12 protein-coding genes and 1 pseudogene are annotated in these 18,647 nt (G+C 62.3%); 3 read left to right on the forward strand and 10 right to left on the reverse strand.

Annotation, left to right across the window (positions count from 1 at the left end; translation table 11 throughout):
• Nucleotides 1–40: 40 nt before the first annotated feature.
• From coaD to M3484_RS02320, 3 genes are all read right to left on the reverse strand, one after another.
• Nucleotides 41–532: a pantetheine-phosphate adenylyltransferase gene (gene coaD, locus M3484_RS02310; RefSeq protein ID WP_198838737.1), complete on the reverse strand. Its 492-nt coding sequence runs from the start codon at nt 530–532 to the stop codon at nt 41–43.
• 113 nt (nt 533–645) lie between these two features.
• On the reverse strand, nt 646–1,077 hold the full coding sequence (locus tag M3484_RS02315) for a CBS domain-containing protein (RefSeq protein WP_092897583.1): 432 nt from the start codon (nt 1,075–1,077) through the stop codon (nt 646–648).
• Nucleotides 1,078–1,137: 60 nt separating this feature from the next.
• The gene (locus M3484_RS02320; protein ID WP_249495592.1) at nt 1,138–2,061 is read right to left on the reverse strand and encodes a LysR family transcriptional regulator; all 924 of its coding nucleotides are present in this window, start codon (nt 2,059–2,061) and stop codon (nt 1,138–1,140) included.
• A 123-nt stretch (nt 2,062–2,184) separates the two neighbouring features.
• Between M3484_RS02320 and M3484_RS02325 the strand changes: the two genes are divergently transcribed.
• Complete coding sequence (locus tag M3484_RS02325; RefSeq protein ID WP_092901667.1) at nt 2,185–3,687, forward strand: CoA-acylating methylmalonate-semialdehyde dehydrogenase; 1,503 nt, start codon at nt 2,185–2,187, stop codon at nt 3,685–3,687.
• A gap of 95 nt (nt 3,688–3,782) precedes the next feature.
• Here the strand turns inward: M3484_RS02325 and M3484_RS02330 are convergent, their stop codons facing one another.
• The 4 genes and pseudogenes from M3484_RS02330 to recA all read right to left on the reverse strand — a co-directional run.
• Entirely contained in the window at nt 3,783–4,577 is a 795-nt protein-coding gene (locus tag M3484_RS02330; RefSeq protein WP_092897579.1) for a class II glutamine amidotransferase, read from the reverse strand.
• A gap of 142 nt (nt 4,578–4,719) precedes the next feature.
• Nucleotides 4,720–5,010: a DUF1330 domain-containing protein gene (locus M3484_RS02335; RefSeq protein WP_249495593.1), complete on the reverse strand. Its 291-nt coding sequence runs from the start codon at nt 5,008–5,010 to the stop codon at nt 4,720–4,722.
• 3 nt (nt 5,011–5,013) lie between these two features.
• Entirely contained in the window at nt 5,014–7,671 is a 2,658-nt protein-coding gene (alaS, locus tag M3484_RS02340) for an alanine--tRNA ligase (RefSeq protein ID WP_249495594.1), read from the reverse strand.
• 2,792 nt (nt 7,672–10,463) lie between these two features.
• Nucleotides 10,464–11,471, reverse strand: a pseudogene (gene recA, locus M3484_RS02345) (recombinase RecA); the annotation flags it as partial.
• Nucleotides 11,472–11,718: 247 nt separating this feature from the next.
• On the opposite strand from recA, the gene M3484_RS02350 reads away from it, so the two are divergent.
• Nucleotides 11,719–12,324: a hypothetical protein gene (locus M3484_RS02350; RefSeq protein ID WP_249495595.1), complete on the forward strand. Its 606-nt coding sequence runs from the start codon at nt 11,719–11,721 to the stop codon at nt 12,322–12,324.
• 36 nt (nt 12,325–12,360) lie between these two features.
• On the opposite strand, the gene M3484_RS23755 is transcribed toward M3484_RS02350, so the two are convergent.
• The 3 genes from M3484_RS23755 to guaB form a co-directional block, all read right to left on the reverse strand.
• Entirely contained in the window at nt 12,361–14,691 is a 2,331-nt protein-coding gene (locus M3484_RS23755; RefSeq protein ID WP_249495596.1) for a hybrid sensor histidine kinase/response regulator, read from the reverse strand.
• Between the two features lie 153 nt (nt 14,692–14,844).
• On the reverse strand, nt 14,845–16,026 hold the full coding sequence (locus tag M3484_RS02360; protein ID WP_249495597.1) for an RsmB/NOP family class I SAM-dependent RNA methyltransferase: 1,182 nt from the start codon (nt 16,024–16,026) through the stop codon (nt 14,845–14,847).
• A 286-nt stretch (nt 16,027–16,312) separates the two neighbouring features.
• Nucleotides 16,313–17,761 (reverse strand): IMP dehydrogenase, encoded by a 1,449-nt coding sequence (guaB, locus tag M3484_RS02365; RefSeq protein WP_092897567.1) that lies wholly within the window; start codon nt 17,759–17,761, stop codon nt 16,313–16,315.
• Between the two features lie 187 nt (nt 17,762–17,948).
• On the opposite strand from guaB, the gene M3484_RS02370 reads away from it, so the two are divergent.
• Nucleotides 17,949–18,644 carry a type 1 glutamine amidotransferase gene (locus M3484_RS02370; protein WP_249495598.1) on the forward strand — a complete coding sequence of 232 codons (696 nt, stop codon included), beginning with the start codon at nt 17,949–17,951 and terminating at the stop codon, nt 18,642–18,644.
• Nucleotides 18,645–18,647: the final 3 nt, after the last annotated feature.

Consider the following 18,647-nt stretch of genomic DNA (forward strand, 5'->3'; position numbering starts at 1 on the left):
AAAATCCGCGCCGATTTCTTTCAAGAAATCGGCTTCTTGTTCAGCCGTATTTCGCCTTCAGGGCCGTGGCGACCGGGGCCGGCACGAACCGGCTCACATCGCCGCCCAGTCTGGCGATCTCTTTCACCAGTTTCGAGGCAATCGCCTGGCGGCGCGCATCCGCCATCAGGAAGACCGTCTCGACAGAATCGTCCAGTGCCCGGTTCATCCCGACCATCTGGAATTCATACTCGAAATCCGCCACGGCCCTGAGCCCGCGCACGATCACATTCGCCCCCACATCGCGGGCGCAGTCGATCAGCAGATTCTCGAACGGATGCACCAGAATTTCACCGCCGGTGATGTCAGTGATCGCGGCACATTCCGCGCGCAGCATCGCAACCCGGTCATCCAGGCTGAACAGGGGCCCCTTGTCCCGGTTGATCGCCACCCCGATCACCAGCCGGTCAACCAGCACCATCGCCCGCCGGATGATATCGGTATGCCCCAGCGTTACCGGATCAAAGGTGCCCGGATAAAGGCCGATGCGCATGGGTAAATCCTCCCTGATCCCTCCGCTGCAGGCGCACGCAACAATATTGCCTGCGCCTGCGCAAGATCAAAACCGCCGCAGCGCAGCAAAAGCCGGCGCAGTGGTCACTGTGGTCAATGACCCATGATCATGCCTTCAAGGGCATCTTTCTCAGCATTCAGCTCCTGCAGTCGCGCCTTCACCACATCGCCCAGGGTGATGATCGCCAGCATCTCGCCATTTTCGATCACCGGCATATGGCGGAACCGGCCATCGGTCATGGTTTGCAGGATATCCATATTCAGATCGCCGCTGGTACAGGAGACGAGCTTTGACGTCATCAGCTCGGTCACCCTTGCCGAAAGGCAGGTCACGCCGGTGCGCCCCAGTTCACGGACGATATCGCGCTCGGAAAGAATCCCGAGGGCCGTCTTGCCGTCGGATGAGACGATGATCGCCCCGATCCGTTTCTCGGACAGCAATGCGGCAGCTTCGGCAACAGTGGCCTCGGGGGCAATCGTGATCACCCCTGCCGGTTTTGTCTTCAGGATCTGGCTGACAAGCATGGGCTGTTCCTCACTTTCCCGCGTCTGTCAGAGGAAGGGTCTTTGAGCCACAGGATTCTGTCAAGCCCCGTGGCCGTAAGTGCCAGTTGCTGCGGTCTTTTCATGCCTGGTCATCTCGATCCTGGTCTCGCGCACAAGGCTTTGCGCAAAGCGGTTCAACCGCTGAACCCGCCCGTCATCGGCGTGACGGATCAGCCAGAACGACCGGGTCAGCCCTACCTTATCGGACAGGAGCTGCCGGAGTTCGGGCGCCGCCGGCAGGGCAAAATCGTGAACAATGCCGATGCCCGCCCCCTGGCGCAGAAAATTCAGCTGCACCGAGACCGAGTTAGAAGAAATCGCCACCTGGGGCGCACCAAGCTCGGCCAGATAGTCCAGTTCCTTGTCGAAAATCAGATCCGGGATATAGCCGACGAATCGCAGATCGCGCAGATCGGCCAGATCCTGCGGTTCGCGGTTGCGCGCGAGCCAGGCCTCGGATGCCGCCAGCACCAGCCGGTAATCAGTCAGCTTCTGCACCGTGAGACGCCCGGTTTCAGGCCGCGAGACGCCAATGGCCATATCGGCCTCGCGTTTCGAAAGGTTAAAGACGCGCGGCAGCGCCACCAGCTGCACCTCGAGCCCCGGATTCTGGTCGCAGATCCGCGCGATCACCGGCGGCAGCAGGTAATTGGCGCAGCCATCGGGGGCGCCAAGCCGGATCAGCCCGGTCAGCCCCTGCCCCGGCCTGTCGCCACTCAGCGCCTCGCCCGCTGCCAGCATCGCCGCCTCGGCACGTTCGGCAGCCGGCAAAAGCCGCTCTCCGGCCTGGCTCAGCTGATAGCCCTGCGGGCTGCGGGCAAAAAGCCGCTGGCCAAGCGCCTCTTCAAAGCGCTGTACCCGCCGCCCGACCGTCGCCGCATCGATCTTGAGCCGCTTGCCGGCGCCAGACAGGCTTTCATGGCGCGCAACTTCGAGAAATATCCTGAGATCGTCCCAATCCATTCCGTCCCCGCCTCTCCGCACCCTTTTGCAAAAATGCAAAACGCCTTTGGTCTATTGGCGCTTTGATCCGCGAATTCGCAAGGGTAAAAGCGGTATATGCAATTCCATATGGGAGGTTCTGCCATGGTCGCTGAGATCGGTCACTGGATCGACGGCAAGCTGGTGAAGGGCACGTCGGGCCGCTTCACTGATGTCTTCAACCCCGCCACCGGCGAAGTCCAGGCGCGCCTTGCGCTGGCCACGCCGGCAGAGCTTGACGCTGCCATCCAGTCGGCAGCAGCGGCACAGCTGAAATGGCAGGCGGTCAACCCGCAGCGCCGCGCCCGTGTGATGATGGCCTTTGCGGCGCTCATCAACCGCGACATGGAAAAGCTCGCAGAACTCGTGTCGCGCGAGCATGGCAAGACCATTCCGGATGCGAAAGGCGATGTGCAGCGCGGTCTGGAAGTTGTCGAGGTCTGCATGGGCGCGCCTGCGCTTCTGAAGGGCGAATATACCGACAGCGCTGGCCCGGGGATCGATATTTATTCGATGCGTCAGGCGCTCGGCGTTGTCGCAGGCATCACGCCCTTCAACTTCCCCGCAATGATCCCGCTGTGGAAAATGGCTCCGGCTCTGGTCGCGGGCAATGCGATGATCCTGAAGCCGTCCGAGCGTTGCCCCTCGACCGCACTTTACCTTGCGGAACTCCTGAAAGAAGCAGGCCTGCCCGACGGCGTCTTGCAGGTGGTGAATGGCGACAAGGAAATCGTCGATGCGATCCTTGATCACGAGGTGATCCAGGCGGTCGGTTTCGTCGGCTCGACCCCGATTGCGCAGTACATCTATGGCCGTGCCGCGACCAATGGCAAACGCGCGCAATGCTTTGGCGGCGCGAAGAACCATATGGTCATCATGCCCGACGCCGATCTCGACAAGGCGGCAGATGCTCTGATCGGGGCTGGTTTCGGCGCGGCTGGCGAACGCTGCATGGCGATCTCGGTCGCGGTGCCGGTCGGTAAGGAAACCGCCGATGCGCTGATCGAAAAGCTGGTGCCGCGCATCGAAAAGCTGAAAGTCGGCCCTTATACCGCCGGTGATGATGTCGATTTCGGACCGGTCATTACCTCGGCCTCGGCACAGCGGATCCGTGGCCTGATCGATTCAGGTGTGGAACAGGGCGCGAAACTGGTCGTCGATGGCCGGAATTTCAGCCTGCAGGGCTATGAGAACGGCTTCTTCGTCGGCCCGTCGCTCTTTGACCATGCGACCCGCGATATGGAGATCTACAAGCAGGAGATCTTCGGGCCGGTTCTGACCCAGGTGCGCGCCGAGACCTATGAGGATGCGCTGCAACTGGTGATCGACAATGAATACGGCAATGGCACGGCGATCTTCACCGCCGATGGCGACACGGCGCGTGACTTTGCAAGCCGGGTCAATGTCGGGATGGTGGGCGTGAACTTCCCGATCCCGGTGCCGCTGAGCTACTATACCTTTGGCGGCTGGAAGAAGTCGTCCTTCGGTGACCTGAACCAATATGGCCCGGATGCGCTGCGTTTCTACACCAAGACAAAGACGGTGACGGCGCGCTGGTTCTCGGGGATCAAAGAAGGCGCGGCGCTGAACTTCAAGGCGCTGGACTGATCAGGCTGACGGAGGAGCCGGGGGTTTCACCCCCCACATCCCCGTGGATGTGTTTTCATTAAAAGGAAAGGGCACCTGCTTTGGGTGCCCTTTTTCTATGCGGCTTCTTTGAGGCTGCAGGGCAGGAAGGGTTGGGTTCTGACATCGACGGCGCTGAAGGTGCAGAAGGAATTGGCCGGGACTTCGGTCCAGTCGCCCTCTTCGGCCTCGAGCGGCTCTGAGACGACGGCCATGCCTTTGCGGCTGTCGGACCAGCGATACCAGAGCGAGGGTGCCAGCTCATCGCTGGCATAGCGCACCGCATAAAGTGTTTCACCATCTGACAGCGCGGCGGTCATCCTGAGAAAGGGCGCTGCGCCTTTGCGGCGGGCAAGCGAGATGAAGCGGGCGCAGGCGCGTTCAAGCGCTGTGCGCGGATCGGTTTCGAGGCCTTCGGCGAGGGCTACAAGGAAGAGCGCTTCGCTGTCGGTGGCGCCCTTACGTTGCGGGTAAAGCCCTTCGGGGATCAGCATTTCGGCATCGCGACGGAAGGCATCATAGCCGCCGACCTGGCCGTTATGCATGAAACTCCACCGTCCGGCGGTGAAGGGGTGGCAATTGTTGCGGCTGGTGGCGGTGCCGGTCGAGGCGCGGACATGGGCGAGGAAAAGACCTGATTTCACCTGGGCCGTGAGGCTTTTCAGGTTCGGATCTGACCAGGCGGGCATGACATCGCGGTAAAGCCCGGGTTCAGGCCGATCCCCATACCAGGCGATCCCGAACCCGTCGGCATTTATCGCGGTGCGGCATTGGGTGGCGCCATGGCTTTGATGGATCAGCGAATGACCGGGGCGTGAAACGATATCTTCAAGAAAAATCGGCTCGCCCGTATAGGCCGCCCAACGACACATGATCACTGTCCTCTGCCCGATCGCGGGTTACTGCCCCACTTTGCCATTTTGTGCCAGAATAGCGAAAGGCCCGGGGCATGATAAGCCCCGGGCCGTTCACGAAAGATTACCAAAAGCAGAGAATTGCCTAGAGATTCGGCGGCTACTCTGCCGCTTCGACCACGACGAGATCACGGACCGCAGCGCCGCGGGCGTGATCCAGCGCAGCCTGATAGGCGGGCGAATTGTAGCAGGCGACCGCCGTCTCGAGATCGGGGAAACGCGCCAGAACATTGCGCGCGCGGTCATTGCCTTCAAGCTGCACATAGCGGCCACCTCTTGCGAGGAAGCTGCCACCATGCGCCTCAATCGCCTCGGTCGCGCCTTTGGCATAGCGCGCATAGGCTTCGGCATCGGTCACATGGACATGGGCGATCCAATAGGCTGCGGGCATGGCTCAGCCCCTCAGCACGGCTTCGGCCGCCGTGATCGCAGCCTCGGCGCCGGCAATGTCATTGCCGCCGGCCTGAGCCATATCCGGGCGACCGCCGCCACCTTTGCCGCCAAGCGCTGCCGCTGCCGCCTTGACCAGATCCACGGCCGAGACTTTGCCGGTAAGATCCTGGGTCACGCCTGCTGCCACCGCCGGTTTCGCGCCGGTATCGGCAATCAGCAGCACCGCACCCGAACCGATGCGGGTTTTCATCTCATCGATCAGGGTCGGAAGGTCCTTGCCCGAAACGCCTTTCAACACCTGAGCAATCAGCTTCACGCCGTTGATTTCTTTGGCTTCCGGGCCAGCAGAGCCGCCACCGCCCATCGCAAGCTCCCGCCGAAGGGTGGCGACTTCATTCGTGAGGGTCCTGCGCTCTTCGGCCAGCGCGCGCACCCTTTCGACCACCTCAGCGACCGGTGCTTTCAGAACCGAGGCGACCTCTGCAAGGCGTTGCTCATGGGCACGCAGATGTGCGAGCGCCGCATCTCCGGTCAGCGCCTCGATCCGGCGCACGCCGGCCGAAGACGCGGAATCGCCCAAAAGCACGAAGGCCCCGATATCGCCGGTGCGCCTGACATGCGTACCGCCGCAAAGTTCGAGACTATAGGTCGCCCCATCGGCCCCCTTGCCCGAAGCGGCAAGCTGACCCATCGAAACGACGCGGACCTCATCACCATATTTCTCGCCAAAGAGCGCCTGGGCGCCGATGCCGCGCGCGTCATCCGGCGTCATGATCCGGGTCTCAACGGCGGTGTTCTGGCGGATATAGTCATTCACCTCGGCCTCGACCTGCGCCAGTTCGGCAGCACTCAGCCCCTGACCATGCGAGAAGTCAAACCGCAGCCGGTCGGGCGCATTAAGCGAGCCCTTTTGCGCCACGTGATCCCCAAGGGCCGCGCGCAGCGCTTCATGCAGAAGATGGGTGGCCGAATGGTTCGCGCGGATCGCCGAACGGCGGGCATGCGAAACTTCAAGCCGCGCGGGCTGCCCCCGCGAGATGCCACCCTCGACCACCTTGCCGATATGGATGAAGATGCCGGCCGCCTTTTTGGTATCCGTCACCTCAACCACGCCGGTATCGGTGCGGATAAAGCCGGTATCGCCGACCTGACCGCCGCTTTCGGCATAGAACGGGGTCTGGTTGACGACGACCTGCACGGCCTCGCCGGTCTGTGCCGCGCCCATCTCGGCCCCATCGCGCACAAGCGCCTGAACAACACCTTCTGCGGCCTCGGTCTCATAGCCGAGAAACTCGGTTACGCCTTTCGATTCAGCCAGTTCGAACCAGATCTTCGCGTCCTTGGCCTCGCCGGTGCCGGACCAGGCGGCGCGGGCTTTCTGGCGCTGTTCGGCCATGGCGGCCTCGAAACCGGCCACATCGACATTGCGGCCCATCTCGCGCAGCGCGTCCTGGGTCAGGTCCAGCGGGAAGCCATAGGTGTCGTAAAGCTTAAACGCGGCGCTCCCGGGCAGATCGGCGCCTTCCGGGATACGGCCAAGTTCTTCGTCCAGCAGTTTCAGCCCGCGATCCAGGGTCTGGCCGAATTTGGTCTCTTCCAGCTTCAGCGTTTCCTCGATCAGGCTCTGGGCACGGGTCAGTTCCGGATAGGCCGCGCCCATCTGCCGCACCAGTGCCGGCACCAGGCGGTGCATCACCGGATCCTTGGCGCCCAGCATATGCGCATGGCGCGCCGCACGGCGCAGGATGCGGCGCAGCACATAGCCGCGCCCTTCATTGGAGGGCATCACCCCATCCGCGATCAGGAACGAGGTCGAGCGCAGATGGTCCGCTATCACCCGGTGATGCACTTTGCCGGTGCCATCGGGGTCAGACGAGGTCACATGTGCCGAGGCCTCGATCAGGCTCCGCATCAGATCGGTGTCATAATTGTCGTGCTTGCCCTGCAGCAGCGCGCCGATCCGCTCCAGCCCCATGCCGGTATCGATCGACTGCATGTCGAGCGGGCGCATCGTGCCATCCTCGAACTGCTCGTTTTGCATGAAAACGTTGTTCCAGATTTCGATGAAACGGTCGCCATCCTCATCCGCCGAACCGGGCGGGCCACCCCAGATCGAAGGACCGTGGTCGTAGAAAATCTCGGTGCAGGGGCCGCAGGGCCCGGTCGGCCCCATGCGCCAGAAATTATCATCCGAGGCAATGCGGATGATACGGTCATCCGACAGACCCGAGACCTTCTTCCAGATATCCGCCGCCTCGTCATCGGTATGGTAGATCGTGACCAGCAGCTTGTCTTTCGTGAGGCCAAAATCTTTCGTCAGCAGCTCCCAGGCGAAAGCGATGGCCTGATCTTTGAAATAATCGCCGAAAGAGAAATTCCCCAGCATTTCAAAGAAGGTATGATGGCGCGCGGTATAGCCGACATTGTCGAGATCATTGTGTTTCCCGCCCGCCCGCACGCATTTCTGCGCGGTGGTGGCACGCTTGTAGTCGCGGTGCTCGGTGCCGGTGAACAGGTTCTTGAACTGCACCATGCCCGAATTGGTGAACATCAGCGTCGGGTCGTTGCGCGGCACCAGCGGCGAGCTTTCCACAACGCGGTGCCCGTTCTTCTTAAAGAAGTCGAGATAGGTGGTGCGGATGTCATTCAGCGACGCCATGGCCGGGCCTCTTCATGGAGGATGATCAGTTTTCGGCCTTCCATGTAACGGCGCCTTCCCCCCCTGTCCACGGTGGGATGCATCGGGACCGAAAAAAGGCCGCAAGTGAGCGGATGCCGGTATCGGGGAAAGCAGGTGAAGCTGGTATATCGCGGGCCTCAAACTACATTGCCCCGCGCACGACCGGCACGGGTGTCTTCGGCGCGATTTGCAGACGCGCCCAGCGAAGTCGCAGTTCTTGGTACCTGCTTCCTTGCGGGTTTGACAGAGCCTGCTGGCCGCCCCTTCGGCCTTCTGCGTTGCGAAGATGCTTTCTGGTGCCGTGTCAGCCATGGGTTTGCGGGTCAGCGGGAAGCTCATAGCCCGTAAACTGGGCGGGTTGACCCGGCCATCGCAACCGCCGGGATTTGGCTGTTGAGATGAAGACAGGACGAAGCAGCTCGGAACCGTTCTATGGGTGAAACCTGTGCAGGCCAGGAAGGCCGCCTGTCTTCAGGCCTGTCTGGCTGCCTTTCATCCCGCGTGAGACCCTGCGTCGGTTCTGTCGCGCGATCTCCTCTCCTGTTGAATGCCCTTGGTTCCGGAGCGCTGGCATCAACACCAGGTCGATTTGCACCAGATAAAAGCAATTCTCGCGGCAACCGAAGGTGACCTGACAGGACGATGCGCAGGCAGACGCGATCCGCGGGTTCAAATGTAATTTTGCGCGGGTCACGGAGGAGCGGGATCCTCCGGAGAAAGGCAACGGTGGGTTCGCCCGGTCAGGACAACATTACGCATATTCTTGTGTTCTGAGGCAGAGTACCGATGACGCGACAGGTGCGTCGGGGAGTATCGACCGACCATAAGGTCGGGCTGTGGCAGCGGTAGAAGGCCAGTGTGATGCACAGCGAAATCGGGTGTGCGCCTGGCAGGCCTGCCGCGTGATCTGAAGCTGGGAGAATCGACGATCAGTCGCCAGCGGGGATCCACGCACCGGAACCGACGGCGGTATCGGCCGTCCCGGGCCTCGGGCGCTTATCGCAAAAGACCCTGCCACCCGAGGCTCTGTCTGTTTGCGACTGATCCCGCGCTCTGTGGCATCGTCACGGCCAGGCGCGCGAGCGGCCGCGGCAATAGTACCAGTTGTCAGCAAGAGGCATTTGATATCCAGTTTCGGTTGTCGCGCAGGAGCGCGTTGGCCAGGACATTCAGCTTTCGCATGACCGCGGTGATGGCGATTTTCGCGGCTTTCCCGCCTGCATGCAGCTTCCGGTATTTTTCCCAGAGTGGCGCGTTGGCGCGCGTGGCGACGGGAGCGAGCATGTAAAGAGCCCTTCACTGAGCGGCCCGTCAGGGCTGCCGCCTGTCTGGCCTCCGACTGCCGGGGTTCCTGCATCTCTAACAGCATGCGTAGGCTGCGATCTCCCCGATCCCCGGAATGCTGGTCAGGATGTCAAAGCGTTGCGATGGGGTGAGCCGGAATCGCTGCATCCACCCGGTCCGCCCTGGTAAGGAGATCGATGGCTTCGGCAAAGCGTCGTGCCTGCCGCAGGCTCACCTTGACCATGGCAATGGACGCCGCTGCCAGCGTCTTTTCCGATATCGATTCCGATCGTATGGTTCATTTGCCCTTACATCCTCTGCGCTTCTCATGCGGGACTTTCCCCCGGCTATCCGTTCCGGTCACCTGAAAAGGCGGGGATGATCTGACTGCTGCACGCCCCCCCCAACACAGCCCAGCTTAATTCGATCCAGCCTCGCTGCTGCCCGGCAGAAATGCCGTGCCGGCACTGCAGGTCAGACCAGAGAGCTGACCCAGGGAGCAGATCCGGGGGCAGATCATCGGCGAGATGTGGATCAGGAAACGCCCAGCCGGAAGCGAGGACCGCGCCGTGCCATTGAAAGGGGACCTGTAGAGCGGCACGCGCTGCAGCCACATTGCCATACGGGTTGAGCGCCGATCCCGCTTTGTCATGCCGGTGCGGGTCGGCAGTAGGGAGCCGCGCAGTATCGTCGAGGCCCTGGTGCGCAAGGTCGGTCGCTTGCCACAGGGATTGATGGCGTCTCAGTTCTTGGAGCGCGGCGCCGGGCAGGCATTCCTCCGTCGAGTAATCCCTATGTCACCTCGCCCTGGCAACAAATTTCGCAGGCTGTTTCAGCGACCAGAAAACTCCCTGCCTGTGTGGCAGCAACGAGACCACCAACCGCCCCCACCGGCAATATTTCCAGCGGGACATGGACCTGTCAGGCCTGCCCCGCGACTATCCCTATTCAGTGGCTCTGAGCCTGAAGACAGAGCCCCGAAAGATCCCTGGTTACAGGACACCGCCTGACACTCGGGGCGGAGCCGTTACCCTGACCGGCGTAACCCAACGCCCTATTTTTCAAGGCGTCTCAAACTCCGCACGCGACCGGGTCATCGCATATCTGCCCGTTTCCCGTAAGTGCTGCGCAAGGCCTCGCTGCCAGCACTTGCCTCCACTGCCGCCGCGCGCATTCATATCGGGGGCGCACCCGGTCTGTGTCTCGGCGATACTGCCCCCGGTCGCCAGCAGGACCGCACAGTTCCTGAGCGCACAGCCTGACTTCCGGCTCGTCATAAGCCCGCTCCGGTTTGCCCGTCACGATCTTATCTTCGTGTCCGGGAAACCGGCAGCAGCAGAGTCTCAGGGCTTCCGGCCATCTTCTTATGGCCAGGTCCAGACCGCCATCTCAGACCCAGACCTCAAATCCAGCCAGCTGTCGGATCAGGCGTCATCCTCGACAACGCTTTCCTCGGGGGACATGTGGAAATCAAGCCCATTGGCCGCCCGGATCTTTTCTTCAATCGCATGGGCGGTGGCCGGGTTGTTCTTCAGGAAGGTTTTGGCGTTTTCACGCCCCTGGCCGATCCGCTCATCACCGTAAGAATACCAGGCGCCCGACTTCTCGACCACGCCGGCCTTGACGCCGATATCCACCAGCTCACCGGTTTTCGAGATCCCCTCGCCATACATGATGTCGAATTCGACCTGCTTGAACGGCGGCGCCACCTTGTTCTTGACCACTTTCACGCGGGTCGAGTTGCCGACCACCTCTTCGCGGTCCTTGATCGCGCCGATGCGGCGGATATCGAGCCGGACAGAGGCGTAGAATTTCAGCGCATTGCCACCGGTGGTGGTTTCGGGCGAGCCGAACATCACACCGATCTTCATGCGGATCTGGTTGATGAAGATCACCATGCAGTTCGATTTGCCGATCGAGGCGGTAAGTTTGCGCATCGCCTGGCTCATCAGACGGGCCTGGGCGCCGACCGTCGCGTCGCCCATATCGCCCTCAAGTTCCGCCTTCGGCGTCAGCGCGGCGACCGAGTCGACCACGATCATCGAAACCGCGCCGGAGCGCACCAGGGTATCAACAATCTCAAGCGCCTGCTCGCCGGTATCGGGCTGCGAGATCAGGAGTTCATCAAGATTGACGCCGAGCTTTTTGGCATAGCTCGGGTCCAGCGCGTGTTCCGCATCCACAAAAGCGCAGACGCCGCCCTTTTTCTGCTCTTCCGCAACGGCATGCAGCGTCAGCGTGGTCTTGCCCGAGCTTTCCGGCCCGTAAATTTCGATGATCCGCCCTTTCGGCAGGCCGCCAATTCCAAGCGCGATATCCAGACCCAGCGAACCGGTCGAGGTCGCCTCGATCTCCATCGCAGGGCTGTCGGCGCCGAGCTTCATGATCGAGCCCTTGCCGAATTGCCGTTCGATCTGCTGGAGGGCGCTTTCCAGCGCCTTTTGCTTATCCATGTCTTTCTTGCTCCCGAAGTCCAGCAGGCTGGCTGTTGCCATGGCTTTTTTCCTTTATTTCACAGCCGCGCCGGAGCGGCAATCCCGAGGCATGTTTGCATTTTGTTCTTGTCGCTTATGAGAACAAACAGGGAAAATATCAACACATTTCTTTAAGAGATCCTGATCGCAGAAAGCTTAACGTCCGGTTTACAACGGAAGGGGGAATTTTGCCTCGTGAGGCTGTTTTCAGCGCCCCATTCCGCGCTAGAAGCGAAAAAGCCGCCAAAAACCGAAGAGGTATCCGCAGGTGCTGGTATTCTGGGACCAAAAGCTCGTTCTGCTCGCCACGCCAAAGACCGGCTCGACCTCGCTGGCGACTGCGCTCGAATCGCTTGCCTCGGTCTCGGTCCAGCGTCCGCCGGTGCTGAAACATACCACCGTCCATCGCTATCGCCGCTTTGTCGGCCCCTATCTCGAAGCCACATCAAAGACCGGCTGGACGGTTGTGGCGCTGATGCGCGAGCCGCGGGACTGGCTGAATTCCTGGTACCGGTTCCGCTCGCGCGAGGATCAGACCGATCCGGAGAAATCGACCAAAGGCATGAGTTTCGACGATTTCGTGCGGGCCTGGTGCTGCGATCCGCGCCCGGCCTTTGCCGATGTCGGCGCCCAGGAGAAATTCCTGCGCCCGCGTCAGGGTCAGGGGGTAGACCGGCTGTTCCGCTATGACGAGATTGATGTCTTTATCGATTTTCTCGAAGACCGCCTTGGCTGTGAAATCATCCTGCCGCATGTGAATGTCTCTCCTCCCGGGGAAACCTATCTGACGCCGGAAACCGAAGCGCTGCTGCAACAGGTCGCCAGAGCCGATTTCGCGCTTTATGAGACGCTGAAACATCCCGAACAGGCCTGACACCTGATCCGGGCCATCGATCCTGTCCGGCCAGTATCAATGCAACTGGCCCTGAACCGTCGCAGTCAGATCATTGAGCGAGAACGGTTTCGGCAGGAAAACCGAGTTCGGGATCTGTGACTGATCGGCGGCGAGGTGATCTTCGGTATAGCCCGAAACGAAGACCACCCTCGCATCGGGGCGGTCTTCCAGCGCGCGTTTTACCCAGGTCGGGCCGTCGAGGCCAGGCATCACCACATCGGTCACGAAAATATCGACCACCAGTGAAGGATCCTGCAACAGATCCAGCGCCTCTTCGGCATTGGCGGCCTCGATCACGGTATAGCCTCGCATCTTCAGTGCACGGCTGGCGAAAGCGCGTACCGCCGCCTCATCCTCGACCAGCAGCACAACACCGGCGCCATTGCGCAGCATCAGCGGGCGCACGGGCTCCTCGGTCTGGATTTCCCCGGCGGTCTGGCCCTCGCGGACGGGGAACAGAATCTCGAATGTGGTGCCCTGATCCGGTGCGCTTTCGACAAAGACATAGCCGCCGGATTGTTTGACGATGCCGTACACCGTCGAGAGGCCGAGCCCGGTGCCCTCGCCCGGGCGTTTGGTGGTGAAAAAGGGTTCGAAAATCTTGCCGATCCGGTCAGGCGGGATGCCGCAGCCGCTATCCGTAACCCGGATCACCGCCCAGCGACCCGCCGGGACCGTCGCGCCGTCGCGGCTGACCGGCTGCGAGAGGCTGATATCTTCGGTCTCGATCAGGATCGTGCCCTTGCCCGACATCGCATCGCGCGCATTGACCACCAGGTTCATCAGCACCTGTTCCAGCCTCCGTCTGTCGGCCCGCACCTCACCCAGATCAGGGTCGCTTTTCAGGCTCAGCGTGATGCGCTCGCCAACCAGCCGGTTCAGGAGATGCGCGACCTCACTCAGCACATCCGAGAGGTCGAGCCGCTCTGGCTTCAGCGTCTGTTTGCGCGAAAATGCCAGCAGCTGGCTCACGAGTGCCGCCGCGCGATTGGCATTCTGGCGGATCTGTTCCAGGTCCGAGAAATCGGTGTCCTCATGGCCGTGGCGGAGCAAAAGCAGATCGCAATGGCCGGATATCGCGGTCAGCAAATTGTTGAAATCATGCGCAATACCGCCGGTGAGCTGGCCGATCGCCTGCATCTTCTGGCTTTGATCGAACTGTGCCTCCATCTTCTTCAGCGCCGTCACATCTGAGAGGATCGCGAGCGCCTGCGCCCTGCCCTTTTCAACGAACCGGCTCAGCTGGACCTGAACGAAATTTTCTTCGTCCCCGCCCCCCGATGTGCTGCCTGAACTGCCGCGCAGCCGCAACATCTCGGCCCCGGCCGGCAGGCGCTGTTCGATCACATCAGCCAGCCAGTCATTTACCGGACGGCCAAGATCTTCGAACAAATCATGCAGGGTCAAGGTCTCGACCGCGCGCTCGCCAAGGAGATCGCGCGCTGCCCTGTTCGCCAGGCGCAGCCCCCCATCAAGGCCGAACTTCATCAGCGCGACCGGCACGTTTTCAAAATCGACCTGCACCGTATCATCTTCGCGCTGCGCAGGCGCGGGAAGCAGAAATATCTCGCGCCGGTCCCCCGGCCCGTCCAGCTCGGCCACGATGGCACGCATCGAGCCGGTGGCCGTTGCAACCTCGACCTCTTCGCCGCTGGTCACCTTCGGTTGCAGGAAGATACGGTCCAGCCGTTTGGGCCGCTCGCCCAGCACCCGGCGCATCGCCTCGTTGGAAAACAGCACGACTCCGGCGCGGTTTGCGACCACCATCGGCAGGCTGAGCCCCTCGGCGCCGCGCCCGGCGGGGCTGCGATCTTCGAATTCCTCGATCCGCCACAGGAATTTATCGCTGGCAATCCGATGGACCGAAAGCCGCAAATGCCCGCGCCGGGTCACGATATCCTCATGCACGCCGCCATGATGGGCCGCCCGCGATTGCAGCCGGTACATGACCGCCGAAGGCGAGGCGATCTGTTCATGCAGGTGTGCCGCGAGCGTCGCCGGGGTCTGTTCGCCGAACCGCGCAACAGCGGCGCGGTTGCGAAACAGGATCTGCCCCATGATATCAGTGGAAAAACAGGGGGCTACATCCTCGCCGATCAGCAGGGACAGCCGGGCATTCATCTGCTCTTCCTCGCGCCGCGCGATCCGCGCCATCGCCCAGAGCGCGCAGGTCAGCAGCAAAAGCGCCAGCCCCGTCACCGCGAGCGTAAAGCGGAAGCCGCTTTCCCCCACCAGGATTGCAAGCGCCAGGCAGACGGCAGCGACCGCAACCAGCCAGCCGGCACGAACCGCAAGGCTGCGTGCGCCGTTCAGGATCCCGCCGCCTTCATACCCCGGAGATTGCACCCATTCCTCCGCTTCCCCACCATTGCACCTGGCGAGCAAAGACCGGAATTCGTTAACGTCGTCTTAACCTCGATGACGTGAGCGCCACTTTCCGGGCAGGATGCAGCCCTGACACCACCTTTTCAGGCGGGCAAAAATGACCGAAGCGGCGGATCAGTCCCGCGTCAACAGCGCCGAGAAGAACCCGTCGCCCCCCTCAAGCGGGCCGTAGCGGCGGCTGGAAACTCGGGTCCAGCCGGCATGGCGGGCCAGAAAGGCCTCAACCTGGTCTTCGTTTTCCGCGCGCAGGAAAGAACAGGTCGCATAGGCGAGCCAGCCGCCGGGGGCGGTCATCGCCGCCGCGCGGTCAAGAATTTCCGCCTGGAGGCTGGTCAGCGCGGCCAGGCGCTCCGGTGTCAGCTGCCACTTACCTTCCGGGTCACGCCGCCAGCTGCCCGAGCCGGAACAGGGAACGTCGGTCAGCACCAGATCATAGGGCGCAGCCTCCTCGGGCCTTGTGCTGAGTCGGACCTGCAGACCCGCACGGGCGGCACGGGTTTTCAGATCTTCCATACGGCGCGGGCTGGCGTCATGGGCGGTCAGCGACAGCCGCGCCATCGCCCCCATCGCCAGGGTTTTGCCGCCGCCGCCGGCACAAAGATCCAGAACCTTCATTCCGTCTTTCAGCGGCAGACCCAGCACCACCGCCTGCGAGGCGGCATCCTGCAATTCGACCAGCCCATCGGCAAAGACCCTGCCCGAGGCGATCAGCCGCTGGCCGGAGCGCGCCTCCAATGCGGTTGCGGCCAGCGGATGCGGCAGGGTCTCGATCCCTTCGGCCGCAAGCGCCGCGATGGCGGCCTCACGGCTTATCCGGGCGGTGTTGACGCGCAGGATAACCGGCGCGCGCAGCCGCATCGCCGCCATGACCGGCACAAAATCGGCGCCGAGCGCTTCACGTAACGGGGGCTCAAGCCAGTCGGGAATGTCAAACGCCTCGGCCCCTTCGGCGGAACGCGGCGTCTCGGTCTCGCCCAGAGGCGCCGGTGCGTGGTCGGAACCGTCAAACCAGAGCCCGATATCCTCGCCCCTGAGCCGCAAAATGCCCAGAACCAGTGCCCGGCCGCTGGCCGCTGCCGCATCGGTTCCAGTGCGCCCCCCCGCTCCGGCCATGGCAAGCGCCGAACGCCGCTGGCGCAGCGCATCGAATACAAGATCACGCACCGCTGCGCGGTCTTTCGAGCCGGCAAAGCGTGAGGCCCTGCCCCATGCGATCAGCGCCTTTTCGGCCGGGGTTCCGGCCAGGATCTGATCGAGGATCTCGATTGCTGCGGCGGCGCGGCCCGGGGAACGCATGTCGGTTTCCTTCCTGTGATCGAACGGCCCTGTGACGGGGATCACGTCATAAGTCTGGCCTGGTCCTGATCGGATGAAAGCGCGCCCAAGGCAAGACCATCGCCATCAATGGATCATCTGGTCGCGTTGAAGACGTGTCTGGCGGACCATTTTTCCGCGCGTAAAATAGATTTTGAACATCAGTAACTTATGAAGCCCCGCGCAAGACATCAGAAGGTTGGCCTGAACTGCGGATGGAAAAAAGGCGACCCCGCAGGGTCGCCTTTTCCACATGTCTGTCTCCGGCTCAGCCGACGCGGTAATTCGGGCTTTCGCGGGTGATCTGCACGTCATGGACATGGCTTTCCTTAAGCCCTGCCCCGGTGATGCGGACAAAGTCGCAGCCATTGCGCATATCGGCCACCGTGCCATTGCCGGTATAGCCCATCGCGGCGCGCAGCCCGCCCACCATCTGATGCAGCACCGTTGCAACAGGCCCCTTATAGGGCACCTGGCCTTCGATCCCTTCCGGGACCAGCTTGTCCGAGGCCGCATCCTTCTGGAAGTAGCGATCCGCCGAGCCACGCGCCATGGCACCAAGGCTGCCCATGCCGCGATAGCTTTTATACGAGCGACCGTTCCACAGGATCACCTCGCCCGGGCTCTCATCCGTGCCCGCAATGGCCGATCCGACCATGGCGCAGCTGGCGCCTGCCGCGATGGCCTTTGCGAAGTCGCCCGAGAATTTGATGCCGCCATCGGCGATCACCGGAATATCCCCGGCCGCTGCCGCCGAATCCATGATCGCGGTCAGCTGCGGCACGCCCACACCCGCGACGATCCGCGTGGTGCAGATCGAGCCCGGGCCGATCCCCACCTTGACCGCATCCGCGCCGGCCTTGATCAGCGCGGCGGTCGCCTTGCCGGTCGCCACATTGCCCGCGACCACCTGCACCGCGTTCGAGAAATTCTTGATCCGCTCAACCGCGATCGCCACGCCTTCGGAATGGCCATGCGCGGTGTCGATCACCACCATATCCACCCCGGCCTCGATCAGCGCTTTCGATCTGGCAAAGCCTTCCTCGCCAACGGTCGAGGCCGCAGCCACCCGAAGCCGCCCAAGATCATCCTTGCAGGCCTGGGGGTTCAGGACCGATTGCTCGGTATCTTTCAGGGTCAGAAGGCCGGTCAGTTTGCCACCGCCATCGGTGACCAACAGCTTTTCGATCCGGCGCGCCTTCATCAGGCTGATCGCCGCCTCACGGTCGACCGGCTCCCGCAGGAGCGCCAGATTGTCAGAAGTCATCATCACCGAGACCGGCGTTTTGTCGTCGGAGGCAAAGCGCATATCACGGTTGGTCACGATGCCAACGACGCGGTTATCGCCATCCACCACCGGGAAGCCGGTGATATTATAGCGCTCCATCAGCTCTTTGGCGTCTGCCAGGGTCTGATCTGCGCGCAGCGTGATCGGCGCATAGACCACGCCAGATTCGAACCGCTTGACCCGGCGAACCTCGCGGGCCTGGGCCTCGATATCAAGATTGCGGTGGATCACCCCGATGCCACCGGCCTGGGCCATGGCAATCGCCATCCGCCCTTCGGTCACCGTATCCATCGCGCTCGACAGAAGCGGGATGTTCATCCGGATGGATTTCGTCACAAAAGTCGAGGTATCTGCCGTGCTTGGCAGAACCGAGCTTGCCGCGGGAACAAGCAGGACATCGTCGAAGGTGAGAGCCTCGCGAATCTCCATAGGAATCTCCTCAGGGATCGTCGTTTGGCGGTTCCCCTTTTCACTTCCCCGCCGGTTGCGCAAGGGGGTCTGCCCGGCTTTTGTGAAACAGATCCGTGAAATACGTCATTCACCCGCTTTGCCCCCTTGCCTGTTCGCGGGCGCCCTGACGATATGGCAGGAATAATTCTTTCCCAGGGACCGGCCCATGCGCGTCACCATCGTCGAAAACACCCCCAGCACCCAGCACGGCCAGGTCGGTATCGCGCTGCATGAGGCGGGCGCCGCGATCAACCTGATCAAGCCGCGGAATGGCGAGGCACTGCCGCTCGCGCCCGATACCGATGCGCTGGTGGTGTTTGGCGGCGAACAATATGCCGATGACGTAGAGACCCATCCCTATCTCGACCCGCTGGCCGATCTGATGCGCGCCTATAGCCTGGCCGATAAGCCGGTTCTGGGGATCTGCCTCGGCTCGCAGATCCTTGCACGCGCCTTTGGCGGGCAGAACCTGCGCGGTGTCGCGCCCGAGGCCGGCTGGTGCGAGGTCACGCCCTTGCCAGAAGCCGCGGAGGATGCGGTGATGCGGGCAGCGGCCGTGCCTTTCCGCATCTATCAGATGCATACCGACACCTTTACCCTGCCCGAAGGCGCGGTACGGCTGGCCTCGTCCCCCATGGCGGAAAACCAGTGTTTCCGGATCGGTCGCGCCACTTACGGGATGCAGTTCCATTTCGAGGTGAACCGCAACGTCGCCGCCGCCTGGAACCGCGAATTCCCCGAGGTTGTCGAAGCCACCCGCAAGGGCTGGGTTCAGGACATGCCGGCCGAGGCCGAAAAATGGGGCGCGGCCGCCGATCAAACCGGGCTCGCCCTGGCCCGCGCCTGGGTCGCCCTGATCTGAGCG

The organism is Pseudomonas sp. GX19020 (assembly GCF_023371075.1).
Classification (GTDB): Bacteria; Pseudomonadota; Alphaproteobacteria; order Rhodobacterales; family Rhodobacteraceae; genus Pseudogemmobacter.